This is a genomic window from Candidatus Nitronauta litoralis, assembly GCA_015698285.1.
GTDB classification, from domain to species: Bacteria; Nitrospinota; Nitrospinia; order Nitrospinales; family Nitrospinaceae; genus Nitronauta; species Nitronauta litoralis.
Genome location: CP048685.1, coordinates 1447669 through 1473466 on the forward strand (window position 1 = coordinate 1447669; position 25798 = coordinate 1473466).

At 46.2% G+C, this 25798-nt stretch carries 25 protein-coding genes and 1 tRNA gene; 12 read left to right on the plus strand and 14 right to left on the minus strand.

Going from position 1 to position 25798, the window contains the following annotated elements:
- Positions 1 to 75: 75 nt before the first annotated feature.
- From G3M70_06525 to G3M70_06550, 6 genes are all read right to left on the minus strand, one after another.
- On the minus strand, positions 76 to 999 hold the full coding sequence (locus G3M70_06525) for a tetratricopeptide repeat protein (protein QPJ61559.1): 924 nt from the start codon (positions 997 to 999) through the stop codon (positions 76 to 78).
- A complete protein-coding gene (locus G3M70_06530) occupies positions 1000 to 2121 on the minus strand; it encodes an MCE family protein (protein QPJ61560.1) in 1122 nt (373 codons plus the stop codon).
- A 4-nt stretch (positions 2122 to 2125) separates the two neighbouring features.
- Positions 2126 to 2932 carry an ABC transporter ATP-binding protein gene (locus G3M70_06535; protein QPJ63732.1) on the minus strand — a complete coding sequence of 269 codons (807 nt, stop codon included), beginning with the start codon at positions 2930 to 2932 and terminating at the stop codon, positions 2126 to 2128.
- Positions 2933 to 3035: 103 nt separating this feature from the next.
- Complete coding sequence (locus tag G3M70_06540) at positions 3036 to 3830, minus strand: ABC transporter permease (GenBank protein ID QPJ63733.1); 795 nt, start codon at positions 3828 to 3830, stop codon at positions 3036 to 3038.
- A gap of 114 nt (positions 3831 to 3944) precedes the next feature.
- Complete coding sequence (locus tag G3M70_06545) at positions 3945 to 4292, minus strand: STAS domain-containing protein (GenBank protein ID QPJ61561.1); 348 nt, start codon at positions 4290 to 4292, stop codon at positions 3945 to 3947.
- A gap of 1 nt (position 4293) precedes the next feature.
- Positions 4294 to 4737, minus strand: coding sequence for an ATP-binding protein (locus tag G3M70_06550; protein ID QPJ61562.1), 444 nt, complete (start codon positions 4735 to 4737; stop codon positions 4294 to 4296).
- 334 nt (positions 4738 to 5071) lie between these two features.
- Here G3M70_06550 and G3M70_06555 point away from each other — a divergent pair, with 334 nt between their 5' ends.
- The 5 genes from G3M70_06555 (at position 5072) to G3M70_06575 (ending at position 9988) form a co-directional block, all read left to right on the plus strand.
- Positions 5072 to 5272, plus strand: coding sequence for a hypothetical protein (locus G3M70_06555; GenBank protein QPJ61563.1), 201 nt, complete (start codon positions 5072 to 5074; stop codon positions 5270 to 5272).
- 1002 nt (positions 5273 to 6274) lie between these two features.
- On the plus strand, positions 6275 to 6979 hold the full coding sequence (locus G3M70_06560; protein QPJ61564.1) for an NTP transferase domain-containing protein: 705 nt from the start codon (positions 6275 to 6277) through the stop codon (positions 6977 to 6979).
- Complete coding sequence (locus G3M70_06565) at positions 6979 to 7944, plus strand: NAD-dependent epimerase/dehydratase family protein (protein ID QPJ61565.1); 966 nt, start codon at positions 6979 to 6981, stop codon at positions 7942 to 7944. The genes G3M70_06560 and G3M70_06565 overlap by 1 nt, the downstream gene beginning before the upstream one ends.
- A 167-nt stretch (positions 7945 to 8111) precedes the next feature.
- On the plus strand, positions 8112 to 9278 hold the full coding sequence (locus tag G3M70_06570; GenBank protein ID QPJ61566.1) for a glycosyltransferase family 4 protein: 1167 nt from the start codon (positions 8112 to 8114) through the stop codon (positions 9276 to 9278).
- Between the two features lie 173 nt (positions 9279 to 9451).
- Entirely contained in the window at positions 9452 to 9988 is a 537-nt protein-coding gene (locus G3M70_06575) for a hypothetical protein (protein QPJ61567.1), read from the plus strand.
- On the opposite strand, the gene G3M70_06580 is transcribed toward G3M70_06575, so the two are convergent.
- From G3M70_06580 to G3M70_06590, 3 genes are read right to left on the minus strand one after another with little or no spacing between them, the layout of a single operon-like run.
- Entirely contained in the window at positions 9985 to 10734 is a 750-nt protein-coding gene (locus tag G3M70_06580; protein ID QPJ61568.1) for an amino acid ABC transporter permease, read from the minus strand. The genes G3M70_06575 and G3M70_06580 overlap by 4 nt on opposite strands.
- On the minus strand, positions 10731 to 11513 hold the full coding sequence (locus G3M70_06585; GenBank protein ID QPJ61569.1) for a transporter substrate-binding domain-containing protein: 783 nt from the start codon (positions 11511 to 11513) through the stop codon (positions 10731 to 10733). The genes G3M70_06580 and G3M70_06585 overlap by 4 nt, the downstream gene beginning before the upstream one ends.
- The gene (locus G3M70_06590) at positions 11510 to 12595 is read right to left on the minus strand and encodes an ABC transporter ATP-binding protein (GenBank protein ID QPJ61570.1); all 1086 of its coding nucleotides are present in this window, start codon (positions 12593 to 12595) and stop codon (positions 11510 to 11512) included. The genes G3M70_06585 and G3M70_06590 overlap by 4 nt, the downstream gene beginning before the upstream one ends.
- Before the next feature lie 112 nt (positions 12596 to 12707).
- Between G3M70_06590 and purD the strand changes: the two genes are divergently transcribed.
- Complete coding sequence (gene purD, locus G3M70_06595; GenBank protein ID QPJ61571.1) at positions 12708 to 13964, plus strand: phosphoribosylamine--glycine ligase; 1257 nt, start codon at positions 12708 to 12710, stop codon at positions 13962 to 13964.
- Positions 13965 to 14629: 665 nt separating this feature from the next.
- Here the strand turns inward: purD and G3M70_06600 are convergent.
- On the minus strand, positions 14630 to 15016 hold the full coding sequence (locus G3M70_06600) for a hypothetical protein (protein ID QPJ61572.1): 387 nt from the start codon (positions 15014 to 15016) through the stop codon (positions 14630 to 14632).
- 284 nt (positions 15017 to 15300) lie between these two features.
- Here G3M70_06600 and G3M70_06605 point away from each other — a divergent pair, with 284 nt between their 5' ends.
- A complete protein-coding gene (locus G3M70_06605) occupies positions 15301 to 16098 on the plus strand; it encodes a hypothetical protein (GenBank protein QPJ61573.1) in 798 nt (265 codons plus the stop codon).
- A 501-nt stretch (positions 16099 to 16599) separates the two neighbouring features.
- On the opposite strand, the gene G3M70_06610 is transcribed toward G3M70_06605, so the two are convergent.
- A protein-coding gene (locus G3M70_06610; GenBank protein ID QPJ61574.1) for an IS3 family transposase occupies positions 16600 to 17747 on the minus strand; the annotation gives its coding sequence in 2 pieces (ribosomal slippage) (positions 16600 to 17489 and positions 17489 to 17747; 1149 coding nt in all).
- A gap of 481 nt (positions 17748 to 18228) precedes the next feature.
- Between G3M70_06610 and G3M70_06615 the strand changes: the two genes are divergently transcribed.
- The 4 genes from G3M70_06615 to G3M70_06630 all read left to right on the plus strand — a co-directional run bounded on the left by G3M70_06615 (position 18229) and on the right by G3M70_06630 (position 22854).
- Positions 18229 to 18301, plus strand: a tRNA-Thr gene (locus tag G3M70_06615).
- Between the two features lie 342 nt (positions 18302 to 18643).
- Positions 18644 to 19573 carry a hypothetical protein gene (locus tag G3M70_06620; protein ID QPJ61575.1) on the plus strand — a complete coding sequence of 310 codons (930 nt, stop codon included), beginning with the start codon at positions 18644 to 18646 and terminating at the stop codon, positions 19571 to 19573.
- Positions 19563 to 22394 (plus strand): hypothetical protein, encoded by a 2832-nt coding sequence (locus G3M70_06625; protein QPJ61576.1) that lies wholly within the window; start codon positions 19563 to 19565, stop codon positions 22392 to 22394. The genes G3M70_06620 and G3M70_06625 overlap by 11 nt, the downstream gene beginning before the upstream one ends.
- Positions 22395 to 22545: 151 nt before the next feature.
- A complete protein-coding gene (locus G3M70_06630) occupies positions 22546 to 22854 on the plus strand; it encodes a hypothetical protein (protein ID QPJ61577.1) in 309 nt (102 codons plus the stop codon).
- Between the two features lie 95 nt (positions 22855 to 22949).
- Here the strand turns inward: G3M70_06630 and G3M70_06635 are convergent, their stop codons facing one another.
- The 3 genes from G3M70_06635 to G3M70_06645 all read right to left on the minus strand — a co-directional run bounded on the left by G3M70_06635 (position 22950) and on the right by G3M70_06645 (position 24238).
- Entirely contained in the window at positions 22950 to 23093 is a 144-nt protein-coding gene (locus G3M70_06635) for a hypothetical protein (protein ID QPJ61578.1), read from the minus strand.
- Between the two features lie 3 nt (positions 23094 to 23096).
- Positions 23097 to 23459, minus strand: coding sequence for a hypothetical protein (locus G3M70_06640; GenBank protein ID QPJ61579.1), 363 nt, complete (start codon positions 23457 to 23459; stop codon positions 23097 to 23099).
- A gap of 368 nt (positions 23460 to 23827) precedes the next feature.
- Positions 23828 to 24238, minus strand: a complete 411-nt coding sequence (locus tag G3M70_06645) for a hypothetical protein (GenBank protein QPJ61580.1) — start codon at positions 24236 to 24238, stop codon at positions 23828 to 23830.
- A gap of 130 nt (positions 24239 to 24368) precedes the next feature.
- On the opposite strand from G3M70_06645, the gene G3M70_06650 reads away from it, so the two are divergent.
- Positions 24369 to 25361 carry a TIGR00374 family protein gene (locus tag G3M70_06650; protein QPJ61581.1) on the plus strand — a complete coding sequence of 331 codons (993 nt, stop codon included), beginning with the start codon at positions 24369 to 24371 and terminating at the stop codon, positions 25359 to 25361.
- The last annotated feature ends 437 nt before the right edge of the window (positions 25362 to 25798 follow it).

Below are 25798 nucleotides of genomic sequence, written 5' to 3' on the forward strand. Positions count from 1 at the left end.
CCAATGGCAGCTTATAAGATTTAAGGGATTAGCTGAAAATGTCGGCAGGTTTTGAGAAGCTTGTTGTAATGGAAATCAGGAGGAGGGCGTCTGGGCAACCGCGCGGGTTTTGTCGAGCTCGTCCAGTTTCTTGCGTTCTTCCTCGGCGAGGTGTTCGAACATATCCTTCAGCATGCGATGAACGTAGGCGTTGTCCGGTTCAATGCCCAGTGCCTGCCAGTAACGATCAGCCGCCTGACGGTGGTACCCAAGGCCTTTATAGAGGTCGCCCAGCCGGATAAACACTTCAATCCGGTCAGATTCCAGCACAGCAACCCGCTCCAGCATATCGATGGCTGCCAGATGATCATCATGTTTTAAATAATGATCTGCCAGTAGTTCGAGGTAAGGAGGTTTTTCGTCGTCCAGTTCCACGGCTTTAATAAGAGAGTCCTGGGCGGCATTGTGTCGTCCCATTGTGATTTCAAGGCGGCCTTTACGAAAATGGGTTGCCGCATGCTTCTCATCAATAGCGAGAGCATCGCGGTAGGCCTGCATGGCTTTTGCATGTTTCCCGGACTCTTCAAGGTAATGGCCGAGTACACTTAAGGGATTGGGGTCATCCGGGTTTTTTTCCGCAGCCTGACGCAATTGGTTGATAGCCTCTTCCGTTTTTCCTTTGGCATACAAAATGGTGGCGAGGTTGATGCGGCTGTTTGTGTCTTCATGGTCTTTCAAGACGAGCTGGTATTGCTCAGCCGCCTGGTCGTATTTCTCCTGGTCCTGATAAGCGACAGCAAGGTTATAACGCGCGAAGTGGTTTGAAGGGTCTTCCGACAAGGCGAGTTTGTAGAAACGAATCGCGTCGGCAATTTTTCCTTCGTCATAAGCTTCAACACCGCGATTGAAGTTGCTCTCAATCGGTGGCGGAATGACGATGCAGGCGGTGGTGTTTAAGGCCAGCAGGCTGATAGCAAGAGCCCGGCTCAAAACCCGTTTTAAATGTAATCCCCGTTTCATTTAATCCTCTACCTTGTCGAGTCGTTTCATCCGCAGATGGTCTTTGCGGTCAGCTTTTGCCTTTTCAGGCGCGATGGGGGGCAACTCGTCTGATTTTCTCACCAGTTTCCATGGATTGCGTTTTAAGTCTTCTGTAAAACCTTTCAAATTTTCGGTAGTGGTCTTGAGATTCTTCAGCATCAGTAACAGGTTGCGCCGGTTTTCGACAAGAATGGCGTTGCTCTGTTGCATGGTCTGGTCAAAATTGACTGCTGCGGACCGGATGTTGGAAGACAGTTCAGGTGAATCTGATTCCAATGTTTTGATGAGATTAGTCAGTGCCGGGCGGCTGTCTGCCATGAACAGTTCAAGGTCACGCGTGAGGTTGTCAGTCTGGTCGATGATGCTTTCGACATTGGTCTGTTTTTTGTCGAGAATCCGGTTGGTCTTGGCCGTGATCTCTTTTGTGTTTTTAAGAGTCTCCCTGAAATCTCCGCCAGTCTGTTCCAGCGTTTCAGCAAGTTCCCCTGTGATACGTTCGACATTTTTAAACGCTTTTTTCGTAGATATGCGGTTATCCATGATCACCATGTCCGCATGACGAATGGTGTTGCGCAACTCTTCGAGAGTTTGCCGTGAATCGTCGATGAGTCCCTCGGTAAGATCAGTGAATCGTACTACCTGTGCAACGACTTCCGTGACCATGTCCCCTACTTCGTCGAACTCAAAAGAAGCCAGGCCAACCAGAGGTTCCTGGGGCCCGAGGGGTTTACCGGACCGGGTTCCAGGCCGGATATCTACATAAAAAGCTCCCATGAGTCCTTCTGTTTTGATACTGGCGCGGGAATCCTTTTTGATCCGAATCTTCGGATCGATTTCGGTAACAACGGCAATATTATCTTTGCCTTCATCCGCAGACAGTTTTGACAGGCCGATGGATTGAACCCTTCCGACGTCAAGTCCGGCATATCGCACGGTGGCACCCACCTGGAGTCCGCTTGTGTAGTCAAAAATAATCGTGAGATTTTTTCTTTCATCCAGCAGATGTTTAACGTCTCCCAGCATAAAGATGAAACCACCCAGCGTGATTATTCCGAGAACGATGAAAAAACCGGCTTTGACTTCTTTTGATTTATATTCCATAAGGTTATAGGAAGTTCATTTGTTTGAGTTCTTCACCCAAATCCACCTGGGATTTGCTGAAAGGAATCGGCCCGTCGGGGCTGCCGTTAATAAATTGTTGTACTCTGGGGTCTTCACTGTTTCTTATTTCCTCGGGAGACCCTTCAAAAATTATTTTTCCTTTAAACAACATGATGATTTTGTCAGAAATCCTCATGGCTGAAGGAAGCTCATGTGTGACCACTACTGCTGTAATCCCCATTTTCTTGGTCAGGTCGACAATAAGTTTGTCTATCACCCCAATGGAAATGGGGTCAAGCCCTGCAGAAGGTTCATCATAAAATACGATTTTCGGATCAAGCGCTATGGCACGAGCCAGTGCGATACGTTTGATCATGCCTCCTGAAAGTTGCGCAGGTTTAAGATGTTCACAACCGCGCAGCCCTACCATTTCAAGTTTCAACTTCACCATGATCTTGATGGTAGTTTCATTCAGGTCGGTGTGTTCCCTTAATGGAAGAGCGACATTGTCTTCAACCGACATCGATTGGAACAGCGCCCCGCTCTGAAACATAAACCCAAATTTCTTTCGTACTGAGTCCATCTGTTTCTGGTTGTACCCCGTGATGTCTTCCCCGTCGACGAAAATTTTTCCAGTATCAGGTTTGTACGCCCCGATCATGTGCTTGAGAACCGTACTTTTGCCGCTGCCGGAGCCTCCCATGATGGATGTTACCTGTCCTTTTTCAAAAGTGGCATTAAACCCTTCCAGTACCACCATGCGCTGGTCGCCTTCCCCGAAAGACTTGGAAACATCGCGCAGTTCCATCATGATTTCCGGTTTCCTTGCCGGTTTTTCCTCAGGTTTCCTGTCCGGCGGTTCTACTTCATCCGGATTGAAATACATTAAATTTTTATCGCCTTCTGTCATATCCCTACGTGATGAAGAAAAACAGTGTGGTGAATAATAGGTCTGCAATAATGATGAGGACCATGGAGACAACTACAGCGGACCGCGTATTTTGACCGACTTTTTCCGCACCGCCTTCAATAATAAACGCCATGTAGCTGCCAACCATCACAATGATGATAGCAAACACGCCACTCTTGATGAGTCCCGTAACAACATCTTTCAGCTTCATCGATTCGATAGAGTTGTCGATGTAGGGCACCGGGTCGATGCCAAGTGTTGTGACACCGATTAAAAAGCCGCCGAGCATGCCCATGAAATCGGCCATCACAGTCAACACCGGTAGCATGATGAGAATGGCGATCAACCTTGGGGCAATGAGAAACTTGATCGGATTGAGTGCCATGGTCTCAAGAGCCAGGATTTCATCGGCCACTTTCATGGTGCCCATTTCTGCTGTGAAAGAGGCACCCACCCTTCCTGCCATAACAATCGCAGTCATCAGGGGCCCGAGTTCGCGGGTCATCGCGACTCCGACGAGAGCCCCCGTAAAGTTCAATGCACCAAAACGAGCTAATTGGTAGGCGGTCTGGAAGGCGAGAATAACACCAATTAAAAAAGCGACCAGAAACACAATGGTCGTTGACTTGATACCGACCTCTTCCATCTGGATCCAGATCGGTCCCCACTTGTTGGATTTGCCTCTCAGTGGTTCAATGAAAGTGACGTACAGGGATTCGCGCGTGAGGTAATAGAGTCCGCTGACCTCGCGAAAAAAATCGAGAAAAAAATCATTGAGCTGGAAACTTTTCCGCCCAATAAAGCCGAAAAAATTGCGGACCAAGGGTAACCCCCGCTTATATGTAATGGAAAAAAGAAGGACGAACGGTTGAACACTTCTGGATACGTTCAGCCGTTGGTTCTGCCTTTTTCTCTAAACTCCCTGAGTTGCTTCTTCGAGAGTGCCAAACACTTCGAACACCTGCAGAAGCCGGGCGATTTCGAATATATCTTTCACTGTCGGTGTGAGTCCAACCAGACGAAACTTTTTTTCACTTGAGTGACTCCACTGCAATCCTTCCACCAAAGTCGCAATACCGGAACTGTCGATATAAGGCACTTCTGAAAGGTCGACAATAATTGCCTTGGTACCTCCACCAAAATGTTGGGTTAACACTTCGCGAACATCAGGCGAAGAATTCATGTCCATGTAGCCTTTTAATGAAAGGCTGACAATACCATTGTTATTTGCTTTTGCAATTTCAATTCCCTGACTTGCCACGTCAATTCTCCTGAGAGGTGGCTTTCGACGTTGAAAAGCTCAGTTTCTTCGTCATGGTTAGCAGGGTGCCACAATCGCGGTCGGTGCAGTAGTGGACGTTGTCCATAATGGAATTAATAAACAGGGTCCCCAGGCCGCCCGGTCGGATTTTATCAAGATCCCGCGGTTGGAACGATTTAGTATCACATTGTTTACCAAAATCCTGCACTTCGACAGAAAACTCATCATTTTCAAGACGAAACGTGATTTCAATGGGGCAATCCTGTTTGCCATCGTAACTGTATTTAATGATGTTAGAGCAGGCTTCGTCCACACACAGGACCACTTTGTAGATCAGGTCCGGGGGGACTTCCTTATAACTGAGGAAATGCTCGATGACTTTGCGAGTGAGACTCAAATACTTGGCATCACTGGGGATGATTAGTTTTACGGGTTTGGAGTCCATAGGCTAACTAATTGGAATTTTAATTATTAAAGGGAATCTAAGTCAGGCGGTCCTGTGCTCCCCCTTCCACCTGTAATTGATCTTAATAATATAACACATTCTTTTTTAAGGGGAAATACCGAATTTGGACCCTTGGGGACCGGGAAATTTCACCTTGGAATAGCTTGATTTTCCATTATCTGAAGGAATAACTCAGCTTTGGCGGAAGGTTTATTGGCAAGTTGGGGAATCCATGCAAAGCATTGGGTTCCTGCACCAATCTGGCAACAGTTTTGAGAAGCTGCCCTGTTCCGTTATTCTTATTTACCAACCCACTGTAATTAAGGAGATCAATATGAAATCATCGATATGGCTGGCTGCGGGACTTCTGGCATTTTCAATGGTTGCCACGGGGTGTGAAAAACAGGAAAAAGAAGCCGAGGAACGGGGAAAAATCCCGAAAAAAACAATTAAGAAGGCTGAGGAAACCGTGAACAAGGCCGTCCAATCTCTGGAAAATTCTCTCGAGAAAGCTGGAGATGAGTTGGATAACTAAACAGGTTCATCAATTGCAGTGCAGGCTTTCTTCAAATGGATACTGGACCAGGCGGCTCTAAATAAAAAGAAGGATTGGCCATTATGTGAGTAAACACGATAGTCGTCCGTTTCTCACCTCCCTGGTAGATGGAATGCTTTTGGAGGGATCCGAAAGATTGAAGTTTAAACTGGATGATAAAATAATTCATGATAAGAATTTGCGCGGTTCCTTTTTGGCCTCGAATTCTATTTAGTCTTTTTCAGGTCCAAAAACTTGTCTCTGGTTTAGGAAAGTCCTTGAGCGCAGGCGAGAAACAAGAGTGATTGGTGATTTTTCCGCGCACAACAGTTTGCCGGTCTTCAAAAATTGCTGTTGAAGCTATTCTGGGTTCCGAAGCTAATATTTCGTATTTCAGGTAATAGTTAACAAGCGCCAAGTTTAAATCCTATCAGGTTACGGGTAGGACTTTTTTTACAGCCTGGTAAAAGCCACTGTCGTTCCTCTCTATTAAAATAAGAAAAGGTTTGAAAAAGGCTGTTTTGTCGGCGAGGTTTTTTTTCCGGGAGGGGGCGGGGAAAGAAAAAGAATTCGTCCTTTAGAGTATTTTCAAAACCATTTATAAAAATTAAGAAATTCACTGGTTATAAACTGAATACTGTTTAAAATCCCAACCCCGTTTTTTCCACCTTGTTTCATTCATTTCAAACCTTTTCCTGTTTTTTTTTGCGGATGATTTCATGTATGATTCCCGGGAAACAATCAAAAATAAAAACTGGAGATGGTCTGGGAGCTCTGGCAGAAATGCATTTTTGGTTGTTGTTAAAAAAAAATTTTGATCCCTTTCTTTTTCTCTGAATTTAAAGAAAATGTTTCGAATTATTTAACTGGCCTTGTTTTTTTAACAGAGAGCTTAAGGACTGGGAATTAACGGCTGGACTGGAAATGATGACGGTTGACAAACTGCTGGCAAATACCTGAAACTAAACGCTTCTTAACATAAGACGAAATGATGAGGTTAGAATGAAAGTTATTATTTTGAGCGGAGGGAAAGGGATCCGGGCTTTCCCTTTTACGGAATATCTTCCAAAGCCAATGCTCCCGCTCGGGGGTTCACCTATAGTGGCTCATGTCATCAACAGCTTTATCAGACAGGGCTTCAACGAATTTATTCTGGCTGCAGGGTATCGTAAGGCGGAGCTAGAGGATTATTTTTATAAAAAAGACCTCGGGGCAAAAATCGATATCGTCAATACGGGCGAAGAAACGGATACCGGCGGAAGGGTTCTGGCCTGCAAGGATCTGGTAGGCGACTCTTTCATGGTGACCTATGCAGATGGATTGTGTGATGTTCCGTTGGATAAACTGGTGGAGTTCCACAAAGGGAATAAGGGGGTAGGCACCATTACCTCGGTGCCCATGTACAGCCCTTATGGTGTTCTGGATGTTGCTGAGGATGGACGTGTACTCAAATTCCGCGAGAAACCTCGTATCAAGGGAACCTGGATCAACGCCGGGTTTATCGTTTTTGACAAAACTGTTTTCGATCACTGGCAGGGAGAGAACCTGGAGAAGGAAGTGTTTCCTAATCTTCTTGAAAAAGGTCTCGCTTATACCTATCGCCACGATGGATTTTTTAAATCGGCGGACAATTATAAAGACATCCTGGAATTTGAAGAATTGATGCAGGATGGTGCGCTGCCCTGGCTTGTAAAGGAGAAATGCTGATGTCTTTCTGGGAAGGGCGCAAAGTCCTGGTTACCGGATGTACGGGTTTTCTTGGTTGGTGGTTGACCTCTGAACTGGTTCGCCATAAAGCGGAAGTGACCGGGTTGGTACGCGACCTGACACCGCAGGCTCCATTTTTTGCCAAGGGCATGGACAAAAAAATTAACATGGTCCGTGGGACGATCGAAGATTACGACACCGTTGAACGGGCGATTAACGAATATGAAATCGATACCGTGTTCCACCTGGCGGCGCAAGCGATAGTGGGTGTTGCCAATCGCAACCCGATGTCCACTTTTGAGGCCAACATCAAGGGAACCTGGATTGTGATGGAAGCCTGTCGACAGAATAAACTGGTGTCGCGTGTTGTGGTTGCCTCCAGTGACAAGGCGTATGGAAACCATGAAGTGCTTCCTTACAATGAAGACTTTGCCTTGCAGGGTAGCCATCCTTATGACGTTTCAAAAAGCTGTGCCGACCTCATTGCGTTGACTTACCACAACACCTACGGAACACCGGTGTGTGTCACCCGCTGCGGAAACCTGTTCGGTCCGGGAGATATGAACTTTAATCGCATTATTCCGGGCACCATGCAGTCCATCATGAAAAACCAGAACCCGGTTATTCGAAGCGACGGTTCCCCCATGCGTGATTATGTGTTCGTTCTTGATATTGCGCGTGCCTATATGATGCTGGCTGAGCACATGGACGATAAATCAATCCACGGGACAGCGTTCAATTTTGGAACTGGAGAACCGGTTTCTGTTTTGGAACTCACTGAAAAGATCCTCAAGGTTGCAGGGCGTGAAGACCTCAAACCTGATGTGCAGAATAGTGCGCATGGGGAAATCCTGCATCAATATCTTTCCTCCACCAAAGCCCGTGAGGTTTTAGGATGGGAACCTGCCGCTTCACTTTCCGACCGTCTCCAGGAAACATTTGATTGGTATCGAGAGAACGCATAACTGATTTACCGGGTTTTTTAAAAAAGTAATAGAGACTAAGGAAGGGTAAAACAAACGCCTTTTGCTTTGATTATCGTTCTTTTTTTTCTAACTTTTGATCCGGATAAATGAATTAATAAAATATCAAATGACTTTGTAGAGGGATATCTGTAAGGGATAGTTTCATTATGAAGGTTTTGCATGCTTACAACAGGCACAGAGGTATCGGTGGTTCTGACAATGCCTGGGATGAAACCATCCGAATTTCGCGTGAAGGCGGATTGGAGATAGGGGAGTTTTCCCGAAACAGTCGCGATATTGTCCCCAATATACTTGGTAAAGCCCAGGCCTTTTTCTCGGGACTTTATTCAAAAAGTGCGGTTGAGGATTTTGATCGGCACCTGGATTCTTTCAAACCTGACGTGGTTCACGCTCACGAGCTTTATCCCCTTATTTCTCCGTGGATTTTAAAACGATGCGCTGAAAGAAAAATCCCGGCTGTTTTTACCTGTTACGACTATCGAATGACCTGTGCCGTTGTCACTCATTTTCATAAAGGAAAGCTGTGCCTCCGCTGTAAAAATGGAAAAGAGTGGTGGGCTGTTTTAAAAAACTGCCGGAGTAACGTTTTCGAAAGCCTGGCCTATGCACTTCGAAATCGCGTTGCGAGGACAAACCGTTTATTCATTGATAATGTTTCACAGTTCATCGTTTTGTCTGACTTTCCGAAACAGTGGTTAATCAATGAAGTGGGGATAGCTCCAGAGCGGGTCAGTGTTAACCCCTGTTCCTTAAAGCTTCCGGAAGAAACTGGAGATCCCGCCAAAGGGGATTATGTGGCGTTTGCGGGAAGATTTGCATCAGAGAAAGGAGTTGACTTGCTTGTTGAGGCTGCACGAAAAGCAAAGGTCCCGGTAAAACTTGCGGGAGATGCTGACACTCACCCGGCAATCAAAGAAGGTGATTCGGTCGAATGCTTAATGATCCGAGGTAAGGAGGAGTTATCGAAGTTTTACCGGAATGCCAGAATGGTGGTGGTTCCCAGTATCTGGTATGAAACGTTTGGATTGGTTGCTGCCGAGGCAATGAGCTATGGCATACCGGTGGTGGCTTCCCGTTTTGGGGCTTTAATGAGTACCGTGAAGGATGGTGTGTCCGGACTTCTTTTTGAAATGAACAATGCAGATGATCTTGCAGAAAAAATCACTACAATATGGAACGATCCTGACCTCGCTAAAAAACTGGGAGAGGGCGGAAGGCGGGAAGTGAAAGAACGTTTCGATCCTTCTCTCCAGTTTTCCCAATTGGTTGAGGTATATGAAAAGGCGATAGCCAGCCCGATCCACAAGAACTAACTATCAACCTCATTTCGTTATTCAACTTCAGTTCCTGCACAGTAATTAGATCACAAACATTAATATCAGCTTTTGCCTGAATGACAGGCTCTGGGTTTTTTTGATTTTTTATCGCAATAACTTTGAAGCGACTCCCTGGATAAAATTTACTAAATTAGTATCGAGTCCCGGCCGTGCTGTTTAAAATTGTTTCAGCAGAAAATTTGTGGTGGTTGTATCTTGTTTTTGTTGCGGGTGCCCTCGCGATGGCCCTGGGATATGTCTCCATGGCACGGCAGGCCAAAGATCCATCAGCATCCAAAAAGTGGTTGTTAAAAATTAGATTTATTCTGCCACTATGCACCATAGGGATGCTGCTGGCGACCTGGTTGGTCTACAAACAGGAAACGGCGACTCTGGAAATCAGGAAAGATTCTTTGTTGATTCATGCAGGGTGGTATAGCCAGGAGATTCCCAAATCCCGACTAAGGCTGGATGAAGCACGATTCATAAATTTGAAAGAAGAACATCAGCTTCAACCCGTGATAAGGACCAATGGAACCGGGGCACCGGGTCTGAGCGCAGGTTGGTTCAGGTTGAGGAATGGCGACAAGGCGTTTCTGCTGGTAACCCGAAAAAACAATGTGCTCTATCTTCCAACACAGGATTACATTCTGTTGCTAAGCCTCAAGGAACCTGTGAAATTTTTGGATGCCTTGATATTAAATTAATAACGATTGTACCGTTTCTCAATCTTGCTTAGGAGGCGCGACATGATGAGGGTGAGGAACAGATAAAGCAGTGCTATATAGGTATACGTTTCAAAATAATTGAAGTGGCGGATGGCGTATTCATTGCCGACCCGCAGGATATCTGTTATCGCCAGCACCGAAACCAGGCTGGTGTCTTTCAACATCCCCAGTGTCTGATTACCGACAGCGGGTACAATCGTTCGTAACGCCTGCGGCATGACGATCTGCATCAGGGCCTGTTTCTCGGTCATCCCCAGACTGCGCGCGGCTTCGGCCTGTTCTTTTGGAATGGCCTGAACTCCGGCGCGAAACACGTCCGCCATATACGCCCCGTAACAAAAACCAAATCCCAATACCGCCGCCACCAGCGCGGGCACGCGGACAAACTCGCCCAGCGCATAATAGATATAGAACAGCAATACCAGCAGCGGGATGCCGCGCAAGGTTTCCGTGTATAAGGAAACGATCAAACGAACATCAGGACGGGACGACAGCATGCCGACCCCCGCGATAAAGCCGACCAGTATGGCGGCGGCACTGCTCATCAGGGTGATGAGCAGTGTATAAACAATTCCTTTTGGGAGTAATGAGGCCAGCGCGAGATAGCCTCCGCCTTCACTGGGTGTGAACGATTCCTGCGCCGGTAAAATGACCAGAAAAATTAAACTGATCCCAACCAGAATATTCCAGGCCCATTTGGAAGCTTGTGGAGTACCGTTGTTCATTTAAGCTCCGGTACCGAAGCCGCAAGCCCCAGTTCCCACTTTTCGTGCAGCCGCTCAATGGTTCCATTCTTTATGAGAGTCTTGATAGCTTTGTCCAACGTTGTCTTTAGCTCTTTATTATCCGGCGCCATGATGATTCCGTAATATTCTTCGGTCAGCACTTCCTCAACCATTTTTATCTTCTGAAAAATTTCGTTGTCGTGGTTTTTGTAATACAAAGTCCCGGTGCTTTCGCCCAGTACAGCATCGATCTCTCCTTTAATCATATCCGCTACTGCATGGTTGTATTTTTCATACGCGATCTTTTCTATCTCCGGGTGCTTCTCTAAAAAGAAATAAGAAGTGGTGCCACGTTGTGCACCGACTTTCATTTTTCCTTCTTTTAGATCCTGCAGGCTTTTAATTCGCTCGTCGTCCCGACGAACCACAATCGCCAGGCCGCTCCTGAGATAGGGAGTGGAAAAGGCCATGTTCTTTTTTCGTTCTTCCAGGATGGTGATGGAGCTGATGGACATGTCGAATTTGTGTGTAACGACTCCGCTGATGATGCCCGCCCAGGCAACGTTGATGGTTTCATATTCAAACCCGGCAGTTTTGGCGATCGCATCCAACAGTTCGATTTCAAATCCCTCCAACTTGTTCTGATCGTTCACGTAGGCCATGGGAATCAATGTGGCATCAATCCCTACCTTATATTTTGGTGTCTGGTTGGTATCGGCGCAGGCTGACAGCATGAACATGACAAAAATAATACTGAGACCTCTGCAAAAAAATTTCATTCAGGCTCCGGGGGAAACAGATGAAGGGAAGACGGTTCAAGGTAAACTTTAATATTTTCCTGCTCTTTATCAAAGGAGGATGGCGACTGATACCCTGTTTCGACTTTCAGAAAATTTCCAGATTGCATTTTGACGCGGAACATCAGGCGGGAACCGAGTACGGTTCGTTCCAGCAGGTCGCAATCGACAAGGTTCGTGGTTTCGGCTACGGAATCATTCTTGTTCACAAAGCGGATGCGCTCCGGGCGGATATAACCGATGCAGGGTTTGCCTTTCGACAATGGCATTGCGGATTCACCATATAAGGTGTCACCTTCTTTAGTGCGTACCCGCACACGATTACTTTTAATATCTTGAACCACAGCTTCGAAGGCGTTGGTGTCGCCCAGGAAACGCACGACAAACGGGGTGGCGGGGGATTCGCACAGAGTATCGGGTGTGCCGACCTGTTCCAGCCGTCCCCCGTTTAAAACACCGACGCGGTGTGCCAGCCGGAACGCTTCCTGCCGATCATGCGTGACAAACACAAAGGTGGTGCCGAAGGTTTTTTGAATATCGACCAGTTCGTCGCCGAGATCCTGCCGCAGGTTTTCGTCGATAGCTGACAACGGTTCATCCAGCAACAAAACTTTTGGTCTGTTGATGAGTGCCCGCGCAAGCGCCACACGTTGCGACTCCCCACCGCTCAGTTGGTTGGGCCAGGCACTGCGTTTTGCCGTCAGGCGCAGGATTTCCAGAAGTTCTCCGATGCGCTTTCTGGTTTCAGATTCTTTAAGTTGCGCAATCCGGGGACCGACCGCGATGTTGTCGTAAACATTCATATGGGGGAACAGGGCATGCCGTTGGAAAATGAAGCCTACCGGACGTTTCTCTACCGGTCGGCTATCCAGAATTTCGCCGCCCAGGCTCACCGAACCCTGATCTGCCGTTTCAAATCCCGCGATCAACCGGAGGAGGGTGGTTTTTCCACAACCACTTGGCCCGAGCAGGACAAACCGTTCTCCCTCTTGAATATCGAGGGAAAGTCCGTCCAGAACGGTCTGGCTCTGAAATGATTTTTTGATGTCTTTGAGCTGTAGCATGCCTCTCCTCAGTAAACACCTTGCATGTTGAGAGCATTTTATATAAATTTCGGGTCAGACTACATCGAATAATGGGATAGCCTCAAACAACCCCTCATCTTTTGGATCGAATATGAAAATATTGATTGTCGGCGGTGGCGGCCGGGAGCATGCCCTTGCCTGGAAAATCGCACAAAGCCCACGGGTTACGAAGATCTATTGTGCTCCGGGCAACGCCGGCACAGCGTCAATTGCAGAAAACGTCGACATCGGTGCCGAAGACCTCAACAGTCTGCTTGACTTCGCCCAGGTGGAAAGTATCGACCTCACCGTGGTCGGACCCGAAGTCCCGCTGGTCGAGGGCATTGTAGACAAGTTTGAACAGCACGACCTGCGTATATTCGGTCCGTCGGCGCTTGCTGCCAAACTGGAAGGCAGTAAAATCTTCAGCAAGAACCTGATGCAGAAATACAATATCCCGACAGCCGAGTTTCGTTCGTTCTCGGATGCCGACCACGCGATCCGTTATGTGGAAGATCGCGGACCGGTGGTGGTGAAAGCCGACGGACTTGCGGCGGGCAAAGGGGTCATCCTGTGCGAAAACGCAAAGGAAGCGCGCACCGCCATTCAACAGATCATGAAAGACCGTGCTTTCGGTGATGCCGGTGGAAAGATTGTCATCGAAGAATGGTTGCGCGGCAAAGAAGTTTCACTGCTGGCACTCACTGATGGCAAAACGGTTTTGCCACTTGAAGGTGCGGAGGACCATAAAGCGGTGTTCGATGGGGACGTGGGGCCCAACACCGGCGGCATGGGCGCTTATTCACCGTCTCCCATTTTTACCGAAGAATTAAAACAGCAGGTATTGAATGACATCATGAATCCAACGGTTCAGGCGATGGAAAATGAAGGTGCGCCTTATAAAGGTGTGCTGTACGCCGGACTGATGATCACCGACGATGGACCGAAGACTCTGGAATTCAACGCCCGAATGGGCGATCCGGAAACCCAACCGCTGATGGCGCGGATGGAAAGCGACCTGGTTCCGCTACTGGAAGCGTGTATCGACGGCACGCTCGATCAGCAGAAGATCGAATGGTCAACGCAGGCCTCGGTGTGTGTGGTGATGGCATCCGGTGGTTACCCCGGTTCTTATAAAAAAGGAATTCCTATTGAAGGATTAGCGGAAGCAGATTCGCTCGAGGGGGTCACGGTGTTCCACGCAGGAACCAGGAGGGATGGCGACCAGGTGGTGACGAACGGCGGGCGTGTACTGGGCGTAACGTCGCTGGGTACAGATGTATCGACTGCCATTGCCAATGCTTACTCTGCAGTCGACAAAATCAAATGGCCGGAAGTGCACTACAGGAAAGATATTGGTCGGCGCTGAGCCTGCCCTAAGCCAGGTCAAAGTGGGTCAGCAAACACTCTCACTTCGCAAAGGGGGCCTGGGGGCTTCTTCCTCCAGTGGGGGTAAGGGGAAAGTTGGAAGGTTGTCATGATTCACCTCTCCCATACCCTCCCCTTGCAAGGGGAGGGAAAAGAAAAACTATCCTGAAATTCCAATGCGAGATTCTTCACTTCGCTACGCTTCGTTCAGAATGACAGGCTGGCATTAGTTTAGTTTAAATCAACGTTGTTCACTGAAGTAGCCTTCCCAAAACACGCAGCACCTTCGTTTGTCATTCTGAGGAGCCACCAGGCGACGAAGAATCTCGCCTTTGTTTTTGATTTCAGGTCTGGTGTTATTCCCGCTTCATAGAAGGCGGCTGGGGAGATTTGGTTAAAATAACCACCTTGCGCAAACGGAGCGTTACAATCTCCCTGCTTCGCGTCCCTCTTTACAAGAGGGAATATTATATACACCCTAAACGTATTTGGTATCTGCGTAGCGAAAACTTGTAAGGTATACAGGACGGGAAGAAAACAGCAAGCCTATTGCAATGTGCTCGGGAAATTGGCTTGCTCAACCCAATACTTCAGTAATCCGCCATCTACGAAGGAAGGTTTACGTGTCGCCAACCGGAAGGTTTTTTGTTGCCCGTGCGGCGAGCACTAGTCGAGTTGGGGTTCTTTGCTTTCGTCTTCTTCGACATCTTCCATCTGCTTGTCGAACAGTTTTTGCGACAGGAACCACGATCCCCAGGACAGCAGGACAATCGTGCCCAGGCCGAATCCGACCGAGAGCGGGAAGTTCTGCGTTTTTTCGAGGCCGCGGATGAACAGGAACATGCCCAGCGGCAGGGCCATGATGAATCCGAAACAGGTGAGCAGCATCGAACTGCGCGCGTAATATTTGGGGCGTACATCGACGTTGAGTTCCGGCAGGTATTTTTTGTTTTCCTCATTCGCCATGTCCAGCAGCTCAATCTGACCATCGCATTTGGGACAGAATTTCCCTCCCCAGAAGGCGTTTTTACATTGCAGACAGAATTTGACCATGGCGGTTTAACCTTGTATTCAATATTGAACGGATTTCCAGTATATTACCCTATCTCCCGCAAGGGACAAAGGGGAGCTTTGCATAACTCCAGAAAAACTCCAAATTTGCTCTCATTGTTCTTCCCCTCCATAAAAAAGGAGGGGATACAGGGGAGGTTGTATTCATGACCCCTCCCTAACCCTCCCCTTTCAAGGTGAGGGAATAAGGCAACCAACGATGATTTCCTGTATGGAATTTATTTAGGTATATGCAATGCTCTCGGGACAAAGGGGAAAGGAAACCAATGGCAGAACCCTATTACAAGATACTGACGCACGGCGGGGCGGGCTCCGACGAGGCCCATAAGGACGGCGCGGAAACCGCCTGCCAGAAAGTGCTGGAACACCTGCAGCAGGGAACGGCCGTGCTGGATGCCGCCTGCCAGGGCGTGGTCTGTCTGGAAGATGACGGACGCTTTAACGCCGGAGTGGGATCCCACAAACGCGCCAACGGGGCTGTGCAGATGGACGCCTCGTGCATGGACGGCTCCGGCGCATTCGGTGCCGTCGCCGCGATGGAAGGATTCAAGAATCCCGTGCTGGCCGCGCGGTTGCTGGCCGGCGCACCCGAAACCTTATTGGCAGGGACCGGGGCGGCAGCCTTCGCCAAAGAAAAAGAACTCGAACCCTTCCCCGGCAGCGCAGAGGTGGAAGCGTCCGACTATAAAGGAACCGACACCGTCGGGTGCGTCGCGTTCGACGGCAAACAATACGCCGCCGCACTCAGCACCGGGGGAACCGGCGGGTCGTCCGCCGGGCGCGTGGGAGATGTTCCGCTGATCGGGTGCGGTCTGTATGCAGGGCCCTACGGAGCCGTCGCCGCCACCGGTAAAGGCGAAGCGATTGCGCGCAACATGACCGCCTTCCGCGCGTACCAGATGATGGAAGAAGGGATGGGACCGCAGTTTGTGCTGGAAGAAGTGCTCGACTGGTTCGAAGAAGACGAAGACATCGGCCTGCTGCTGATCAATCGGAAAAGCAGCGCCGGGGGTAGCAACCGCAGCATGGCCTGGGCCGAATTCACAATAGGTGAGCCGGAATAACCATCAGGCTTGGGGCCAGCACCTCCCCGGAGGGGCGATAAATATTCCCTCTTTTTAAAGAGGGAAGGCGAAGCCAGGGTGATTTCTGGATCTTAAGCCTTTAGTCTGTCCTGAGCTTAAAGCCTGTCCTGGGCTTAGAGTTTATCCTGAGCTTAGAGTTTATCCTGAGCTTGCCGAAGGAAAGGGAAGGGGGACGCGAAGCAGGGGGCTTTTTCCCGTTAGCCGACCGCGAGGTCTTGTAGCTTTAAGTTGGGCCGGACCATTTCATGAGCGCATCGCATCGTGGGATGGCAGAGAACCTTGTTTAAACTGTCATTCTGAACGAAGTGAAGAATCTCGCCTTTGCTTTTGGTTTTGCGGGTTAGCCTTTTTTCAGCCGTGCGCCAGCACTTCCCCCTTCGCAAAGGGGGCCAGGGGGCTTCTTCCTCCAGTGGGGATAAAGAGGAAATTGGAAGGTTGTTATGGATTACCTGAACTTCCCCTGAATTAGTGGACAGTTAATTAAGAGGCGAAGGCCCTATTCTCAAACTCGACCGGGCTTTGGTAACCGAGGTATGAGTGACGGCGTTGCCGATTATAAAACACTTCGATGTATTCAAAAATATCCGCCTGGGCTTCCTGACGGGTTTTGTATCTCCGGTTATGAGTGAGTTCCACTTTGAGAGTACGGAAAAAGCTCTCAGCTACGGCATTATCCCAGCAGTCTCCTTTACGGCTCATACTGCACTCGATTCCATGAGCCTTCAGCAGACTTTGAAAGTCGTTGCAGGCGTACTGGACTCCTCGATCAGAATGATGAACCAACCCGGGTTTCAAGGTGCCGTTGTTGATCGCCATATTCAAAGCCCTCATTACCAACCAACGGGTTATCGAACGATCCATAGCCCAGCCGATCACTTTGCGGTGGAATAAATCCAACGTCACCGCCAGATACAACCAGCCTTCCCGAGTCGGGATATATGTGATATCAGATACCCAGCATTGACCGGGGCCGGAAACATTAAACTTCCGCTTGAGTTTGTTCTGAGCTACCGGGTGATTATGTCTGGAGTCCGTCGTCACCCTGTACTTTCTTTTGTGTTTAGAAACCATCTGATTCAGACGCATCAGACGAGCCACACGGTGTTTGCCTATGACGTGTCCCTTGTCTTTTAAATCCGCATGAACACGGGGACTTCCATAAGTCTGGCGGCTCTTTTTATAAACCTTCTTGATCTCATCTACCCACCGGCGATTCTCACGGCTCCTCAGGCTCTCGGGGCGATTCAGCCAGGCATAGAACCCACTTCTGCCCACTCCCAGCACCCGGCACATCTGGTTCACTGGAAATGCTTCTCGATGGTCCCGTATAAACCCGTACCTCATTGGGAATCCTTCGAAAAGATGACTGCCGCTTTTTTTAATATGTCTCGCTCCATTCGAAGCTGCGCGTTCTCTTTTCTCAACTGCTTCAATTCCTCTTCAGGAGTCAGCTTCTCCTGAACGGTAATGGCTTGCTCCTGCTCATATTCCTGCTTCCAACGACCAAGAAGGGAAGCACGAATACCAAGATCGCGAGATACCTGCGCTATGCTACTATTCCCCTCAAGAACCAAACCAACCGCTTCCAACTTGAATTCCTTACTGAAACTACGACGCTTCCTCACCATTGACACACCTCCAATATGCTTTATACATATTACTCGATGTGTCCACTTTTTCAGGGGAAGTTCAGTTGGTTTCTAAGTCTTTAGCCAATAAATTCTCCCCCCTCCTTAACAAAGGAGGGGGTGCGGGGGAGGTTGTATTTAAAACCCCTCCCTCACCACCCTCCCCTTGCAAGGGGAGGGAAAAAGACAACTCAAATGAATTCCTGTTTTAAAAAAACAGGAGTTTTGCAAAGATCTCCTTTAAAAGGAGAGCTTTGCATAACCCGGAAAATAGATTTTCCTGGCTCTGCTGGTATAAATGGTCAAAAACCCGTCATCGCGAGCGACCAGGGGGAGCGCGGCCACGGTATTTTTCCAAAGCTCTAGTGCCCCGGAGGGGGGGCATCCTATAGGCATCACCGCCTTGAGGTTTGGGAACTGGTGAATAAGGAATTGATTTTAAGGCGGGAAACTGGTTAAATCTGGACAAATAGACACAAATGCCGATGTAGCTCAGATGGTAGAGCAACTGATTCGTAATCAGTAGGTCAGCGGTTCAATTCCGCTCATCGGCTCTTTAATTTCAAGGCCTAGGGGAAGCCTCCTAGGCTATTTTTATTAACGCGGCCTGGATTAAGAAAAATATTTAATTGAAATTCCCTTTAGTTCTAATTACCGATAAAGATATAATTCAAATTCGGAATTAATGAACTAAGTCAGGTTAGGATTAAATTTGTATTTGAAATTAAGATTTTGGCGCGTTGGACAAAAAATCTAAACGTGCTTTTCAAACTTTATAATTTGCTTAGGAAATAGGGAATATTTGATAAAGAATTTGGTTTAGATATTGAGAGAGCTTTAAAAATTAAAAATAATTAGGAAAAAATTACGCAGTAGAAGAGGTTAGAGAGATTTTAATGAGCAAACCACCTGATTTACGTCAAATTTTCGATCCGCCAGATGAAATAATTCAAGCGGGTCTAGATGGTAATCTTGTATTTTTTGTGGGAGCCGGGGCTTCAATGCTGCTTGGATTTCCATCTTGGAAAGGGTTAGCAAATCAGGCGCTAGATGACCTAAGAAAAAATGGATTGTTGAATTATTCAGAGTTAGAGCAATTAAAATCCCTAGACCCCAAGCAACAACTCTCCATCGCAAATTTGATTGCTAAAGATAACAAAACTAATTTAGACCTAGCAAAGCATCTCACTGGTAAAAATGAAGGGGATAGTATTTATAAGGCCATAAATAACGTTGGATGTTCCTGTGTAACAACCAATTATGACGAACTATTATCACCGCGCTTTAAAGAAATTAAGGATGGTTCGACTACAGCGAAGATACCGAATAGAGTCGCTGAAAGGGATAAGTTTTTTACCAAGTTACTAAATGAACCTGGAACCGTGGTTCATTTACATGGAGTAGTCAGTAAGCCAGAAACTATGATAGTTTCGACAAAAGATTATCTGGAACATTATGACAACGCACAGGTTAAGGAGTTTCTTGGCGAGCTGTTTGAAAAAAAAACTGTATTGTTTCTTGGTTATGGTTTAGAGGAAGCAGAGATTCTTGAGCACATCTTAAGAAGAGGTTCAGTTAAACAAACCAGCGAAAGAAGACGATTTGCTTTGCAAGGGTTTTTCAATGGCCAAAAACCACTTTTTGAAAACCTTCATAATTATTATGAGCAGTCATTTGGAGTACATTTATTGGGGTTTATTCGAGATCATGAAAACTATAAGCAGCTAGAAGGTATTATAAAACTCTGGGCGAATCAGATTGAAATAAAAAAACCACCTCTAGTAAGTGACGGCGACTTTTTGCATGAGGTTCTAGATGGCAACTGATTTATCAGTGAGAGAAAAAGAACTTCTACAAAGAGTTGATGAAAAAGAAGAGCTTCGCCCAATTTTCTTTAAAAAAGTTAAAGGTTTGAAATGGTTTGATGCTCTTGCCGCAAGAGGCTATTTCACTCCCGAAAAAAACCCAAAGCCTGTGCCTAGTAAGAGAGAGGGGTATATTAATATTCCACATTGGCCGGTCAGTGATTATTTAGTAAAAACTGCTCCAGAATTGTCCATAGAGGAAAACCAAGAATATGCAAAAAAATATCTCAGACTAATTATAGATGTTTCCAATTTTGCCAAAGAGAAAAAATATAGTAACTACAATACATGGTGGAGATTTGCAGAAATAGTCAGCTATTTGCCTCTCGAGATAATTGACATTGAATTAATAAACTCTATTGACTATTGGATGGAGGATGAGTTTGAGAATGATTTAGTCGCCAAAGAATTAGGTGAGGAATGGCTTCCCAATTTATTAGAATCAAATGATAACCATTCATTGTGGTTATCAGAAAAAGTTCTCGAGGTTATTTATAAAGTAAAATTTTTTGACCGTGATGACTTTGGGGTAAACAAACGTGAGTCACGCTTGAGATTTGGATACTACTATGCCCAAAAAATTACGAAAAATGTGGCAACTATATCAGGAATCAAATTGGGTAGAATTGCTATCAAGATATTTCAAGACCAATTGAAAAATATATTTCGTGCAATGAACAATGATTTGTGGTCATCAATTTGGCAGCCAGCCATTGAAACTCATGAGCAAAATAAATACAGAGAAGATGCTAAAAATATTTTAATTCAAGCTTATCGTGATTCACTAATAGGCTACATAAAAAACGACCCTGCCGAAGCACATAGTTTTGTGAATGAGATGCTCCGATCGGAATTTCAGACAATTCATAGAATAGCGCTATTTGCAATTTGCGAAAACTTCAACAATTTTAGAAATGCGATTGATGGAATATTAGATGAAAAATATTTTAATAGTAATTATCGCCATGAAATGTGGAACTTATTAAATCATAATTATCAACACTTCACTCAATCACAAAAAGAAAAAACCCGTGAAATTATTTTAGGTATTTCAAGAGAAGAGGATGATGGGAAATATCATGAAGGTGCAACAGCTTACAGTAAAGCTATTTGGTTGGCCGCAATTAGAGGGCATGGGAAGACAGAAGCTCGCCTATATGGAGAAAATGTAAAAATTGCAAAGTCAGAACCGGAGCACCCAAGTTTTTCTAGTTATATGTCCTCTGGTAGCCGTGAATGGGAATCACCGTTTTCTATTGAGGATTTGCAGGTCTTAACTATTGAGAACCTTATAAAGGAATTAGAAAATTTCAAAGAAACTGACCAGTTTGGCGGACCAAGTCTAGAGGGTTTAGTAAAAACTTTTAAGGAGCTGATTAAAACAGAGCCACTAAAATTTTATCTGCAATTAAATAAATTTAAAAACATTGGCCTTGCATATAAACGTGAAATTATTGAAGCATATGGGGAATTATGGGTAGAAAAAACTAATTTGCCTTGGGATGGCATATGGAATGAATTGTTAGAGTTTTGTTCTTTTATTATTTCTCAAGATGATTTTTGGAGCACTGAAAATGACAAAAGTGATAGCCCTCAAAAAGCAAATAGGCATTGGGTTGTAAGCAGCATTGGAAGGCTTTTAGAATCCGGCACTCAATTAAATGAGCACGCTTTCAACCAGAAATATTTAAGTAAAGCAGAAGAGATACTTGTATGCCTTTTAGAAAAAGAAGGAGGTAGCCAATTTGACCAAAATAGCGATGCAGTTTCTATATCTATAAATAGTCCTCGTGGTCACTGCCTTCAAGCACTAATTAACTTAACTCTTTATGCTTGTCGTCTTTCTGACCAGAAAAATAACAAGGACCATTCTGAAATATGGAAACAATTTCAAAAGTACTATGATCAGGAGCTAGACCGCTCTGACTCAGGATTGCATGAGTACGAATTCACAACTCTAGTGACCAATTACCTCCCAAATTTTCTTTATATGTCAAAAGATTGGGTGTTAGTTAACCTATCAAGAATATTTGATTCAAGTAAATATTTGAAGTGGTTATGTGCAATGCAAGGGTATGCATATGTGGGTACCATTTTTCCAGAGATTTTCCAATATTTAAAAGAAAATGACCATCTCTTGAAAGTTTTAGACGACGAAAATATCGAAGACCAATTAAAAGAGAAAGCAGTTCAGAATATTGTAATTTCTTATATTAAAGGTTATGAGGGTATTGAGGACGATAACAGTCTAATAAAAACTCTTATTTCAAGGAATAAAATTGATGAAATAAAGTGTTTAATCTGGTTTATTTGGACATTACGAAAAAAGGATGATGAAAATTTAACAAATAAAGTCTATGAAATTTGGCCAATGATTTTACAGAACATAGATTTTTCTACCAAAGAAGGCAAAAGATTAGCCTCATACCTATCTCAGTGGGCAGGTTTTGTTGTCAAGGTAGATAAAATTAAACTCAATTTGCTTCTTGCGGTTGCTCCTTATTCTGATGAAGAATACAACTCTTATCAGTTTTTAGAAAGTATTGCGGAAATAAGCCAGGTACAGCCATTTGATGCTCATTTGATCTGGATGGCAATGTTAAAAACCTCAACACCTGATTACCCGGAGAGGGCCATCCGTCAGATACTGAAAAACTTAATTAAAGAAGGAAATGAAGGTTTTCGAAAAGCACGAGAAGCTGTAAGCGAGTACATAAAAATTGGTAATGATCGCCCGTCTCTTTGGCTAAAAGAAATTAAGGAAGAGATAGGAACTCTTTAAATACTATTTCGGGAAAATGAAGTGTAAGCATAGAGAGGCCAAGTCTTTACTTGGCTGAAGATTGAGTTGGTCTTTTTCCAATGCTTCTTGTAGGCCTTGTATGCCTTGAAGTATTTTCGGTTTAGTAAACGCCCTTCTGGTATATTGAAAAATGAAAAAAGAAAAACTATGGACTGATGAAGAGCATTCAGCAGCTATTGAAGCATATTTAAGAATGTTACATTTTGAGAAAGAAAATATTCCATACAGTAAGGCAAATATAAGAAGAGATCTTCTAAGTGGCCCTTTGCAAAACCGTTCAAAAGGATCAATAGAATTTCGAATGCAGAATATTTCAGCCGTTTTAAATAACCAAGGAAAAACTTGGATACCCGGGTATAAACCGGCTAAAAATGTTGGGAGAATAGTTGAAAGAAAAATTGCTGATATTATATTGAAGATTGAGGGAAAAGGGAAATGAGCTCAATCGCCTAAAAGGTGTACAAAGCTAGTATTTGCCGAACAGAGGCCCTTGTTGGGTAGGGGTTTTAAGCGGCTATTTATTTAAACGCGAATTCAACTCATAAGTGCAATTTTCATGGTAGTGTCAAGAAAGTTTCGCACATTGGTTTTAGGAAAGTCCTCGATCAGGTCTGCATTTGTTGGACCTGTGGGGGCTGTCGGGAAACGCGAAGCGTTTTCCACAACTCCACAGGTCATTGTTCATGCCGCCTGGTTCTGCTCCATCTCCTTAAGTGGGTCCATGCTGATATATCTTCTGATACCCCACCTGGTTCCGGCAACGTGCCTGAGTCTGGCCGCCGCCAGCATCAAGGCCGATTGCCCATCTGGGAAACAACCGACCACTCGCGTCCGTCGCCGTATCTCACGCAGGATACGTTCCAGTGGATTATTCGTCCGAATGTTCCGCCAGTGCTCTCTCGGAAACGCGTAGTAAGACAACGTCTCATGCGCTCCGTCTCTCACTTTCTCCGATGCCTTCGACAACTTCATGCTGAGAAGTTTGCCCGCCACCGATTCGATCTTCTCAATTGCCGCCTGCCGGTCTTCCTGTAAAGGGGTCAAGTCTTTAATTGACTACAATCTTGATTGACCTTTTCCCAATTCTTTTTCTGTGGCGGGGGTGCTGGCGCACGCTGAAAACAAAAATCACCGTGGCTTCGGACCTTGCGGTCGGCTAAAGGGAAAAAGGCAAAAAGCCCCCTGCTTCGCTTCCCCCTTCGGAGAAGGGGGAATATTTATCGCCAACTTCGCTTCCCTTCGACAGGCTCAGGATAAACTCTAAGCTCAGGACAGGCTCAGAAGGGGGGGATAGGGCGGACTCCTGTACGCTGCAGCGACAGGTTATTTATTCCGTGCGTTTCCTGGATGGATTGCTACGTCGCGGTCGCTTCTCGCAATGACGTCGGAGGAAGGCTACCGGCCTCATGGTTTCACCCTAATAAAGCGAAGGTATCCAGGATCATCAGGACTCCAACTACAAAGGTCCCGATGCCGGCCATGACGGTGCCGCCTGCGGCGAGGTCTTTTATTTTTCCTATTCGGGGATCGTATTCAGGGTTGAGGTAGTCTGCTAATTGTTCGATCGAGGTGTTGAAAAATTCCATGGTCAGGCAAAGGGTGGAACCAAAGAGGCACAGTCCCCACCAGAATATTGCAGGTTGCAGCAGGGCCAGTGTTGCCAGCATGGCCAGCGCGCCCCATAGCTGGTTCTGAATACTTTTTTCCGTTTTCGCGGTGCTAATGATTGCGCGAATCCCGTCCCTGATTTTTTCCCAGACATTCCGGTTGTTGTTCCTGGTAAATTTTACCTTAAGGGATGAAGCGGGTTTCCTGACATTCATATATTTTCGCCCTGGATATGGTTGCCCAACATTTTGAATAACATTTGCCCATTATAGGGTTATATTGGCAAACGAACTCCGAATCGAATCAGTCTCGGGATTATTCATTTTTATTTGATTTCTATACAGTATGCCGGATTTTACAATAAGTAAACAGGGGGCAGGAATTCTTTTTGTTGGACTCGTCTCGGTAATCCTTCTTATTGTCTGGCAGGGCGTGGGCTCTGTAGTAGATATTATTAGTCAGGTTGGTTGGGGACTACTATGGTTGCTTCCCCTGTTTTTATGTGTGCTGCTATTGATGACACGGGCCTGGCAGGAATTGTTTGTCGATGCCAATTCCCCCCCTTTTTCAAAATTATTGTTCTTCAACTGGATTGGAAACTCGATCAATTGGCTATTGCCGGTTGCCCAGCTGGGTGGCGATTTCGTCAAGGCCTGGTGGCTGGCGCGGACCCAGGTTGCTTCAGGTAGCTGGTCTGCTGCATCGGTGATCGTTGATAAAACCATTCAGGCTCTGGTTCAGGCTACGGTCGCGCTGATCGGTGTTGCGCTGCTTGCAAGCCATTCAGGTAATAATGAAATTGTATTTGCAGGCTTGGCTTTCGCTATTTTGTTGTCGGGTGGGATCTATATTTTTTACCGGCTTCAACGGTCCAGTCTTTTTTCCAAAACATCCCGCCTGGCAGGAAGCTGGAAGAAAAAAGCAGCACATCTCTCGGGTGGTGCGGAACATCTGGATGTAACGATAGAAACCATTTATCAGAATCGAAAGGCGATCCTGTCCTCTTACCTCTGGCGACTGGTTTCGCGTTTGATTCTCGCTACGGAAATCTGGCTGGCGTTAGGGATGCTCGGCATATCGGTGGGTGCGGTGGAAGCGCTTCTTCTGGAATGCCTGGGGCAGACAGTACGCGCGGCGGCTTTTATGATTCCCGGTGCCTATGGGGTTCAGGAGGGAGGGTACATGACCCTGGGCCTGGCCATCGGTCTCCCCCTGGAGGTTTCTCTTTCTTTGTCCCTGATTAAAAGGCTGCGGGAGCTCATGGTGGGTGTTCCGGCGCTGGTTGTCTGGCAATGGATGGAAGCCCGTTCCCTGGCAAAAGTCGATTTACCCTCCTAATTAAGACGCTCTTCCTTCCTTTCCGCTGACTCAAAAACCAGCCTTCAAGCCTTCTCTGTATTCCTCCCTTCAGTAGGGAAGTGCCTGCCGTACCGCCAACGTAAAGACCAAAATTCTAAAGCTCAGGGTGGCAAACGTGATCTCCGGTAAGCGGGACAAGCCTCCCGTGTCCCTCTATTTTCCAATTTCAGTATTCAATCCTGCCCAAAAACGGGATTTGGTTGGCTGTTTTTGTCTGGAAACCCCTGTAAAAGCCCTGCAGGCCAAAAAAATTCAGATTTTAACCCCCTTAAAAACAATAACTTAAATATTTTCTAAAAAATGTCTAAGAAATAACCTTGACATATTTATAATATTGTCTAATATTGAATATAGACAGTAATGAAACATCAATGAGCTTTGACATGAAACACCCAAAACAAAAACTCGACAAGGAG